Source organism: Bacillus sp. XT-2 (genome assembly GCF_025696525.1).
GTDB lineage: Bacteria > Bacillota > Bacilli > Bacillales > Bacillaceae > Bacillus > Bacillus halotolerans.
On record NZ_JAHVOC010000021.1, the window covers coordinates 1 to 996 of the forward strand.

At 40.6% G+C, this 996-nt stretch carries 1 pseudogene; it reads left to right on the forward strand.

Features of this window, described 5'->3' with window-relative positions:
* A pseudogene (locus KXD37_RS24020) lies at window positions 1–996 on the forward strand (IS3 family transposase); the annotation flags it as partial.

Here is a 996-nt window from a genome sequence, read left to right on the forward strand (position 1 = left end):
GCTGGGGATACACATCGATTTGAACAGCCTGTTGGTAAGCAATACACTTACGGAAAAGGTCCGGAGTATTCTTCCGAATTAGAGAAACTGCAGGCAGAGAACCGTTATCTGAGACAACAAAATGAAGTTTTAAAAAAGTACAACGAATTGGAAAGGAAGTTGATAGCCAAACGTCAGTCGAACTTGTAGAAGTATTGCACGGCACAATGACCGTACAGAATATCTGTGTTCATTTAGGTATCTCACGAGCGTCTTATTATCGTTGGAAGAAGAACCTGATGAAAGATCATCCCAAGCGCCATTTGGAAAAACAAATCGGCACGTTGTGCCGAGAGCACAAGTATCGATATGGATATCGAAAAATTACAGCTATATTAAAAAAGGAAATGCGTATTAACCATAAAACGGTTCAGCGTATCATGCAGAAAAATCAGTGGCAGTGCCGGGTTAAGGTGAAAAAGCGCAAGAAGAATGGGCAGCCATATGCCGTGGTTGATAATATATTAGATCGGAACTTTCAGTCCGATCATCCTCTTGAAAAACTAGTAACGGATATCACGTATTTGCCTTATGGACAGAAACAATTGTACCTTTCCAGTATATTGGATGTATACAATGGAGAAGTAATTGCTTTCACGATTGGAGATAAGCAGGACACAGACTTTGTCTTAAACACACTTGATCAACTGCCAACACTGCCTCAGAACTGCGTGTTACATAGTGACCAAGGATCTGTGTATACATCTTATGAGTATCAGAAAGCTGTTAAAACAAAAGGCATTACCATGAGCATGTCCCGCAAAGGGACGCCCGCTGATAATGCCTCCATCGAATCGTTTCATTCCTCACTAAAGTCTGAAACGTTCTATCTTAACAGCATTAATCGAACCACGACCGCCATCGTAGAACGCACTGTCAAAGAATACATTTATTATTATAACAACATTCGTATTCAAACGAAACTAAACAGCCAATCACCGATAAGCTATCGGCAAT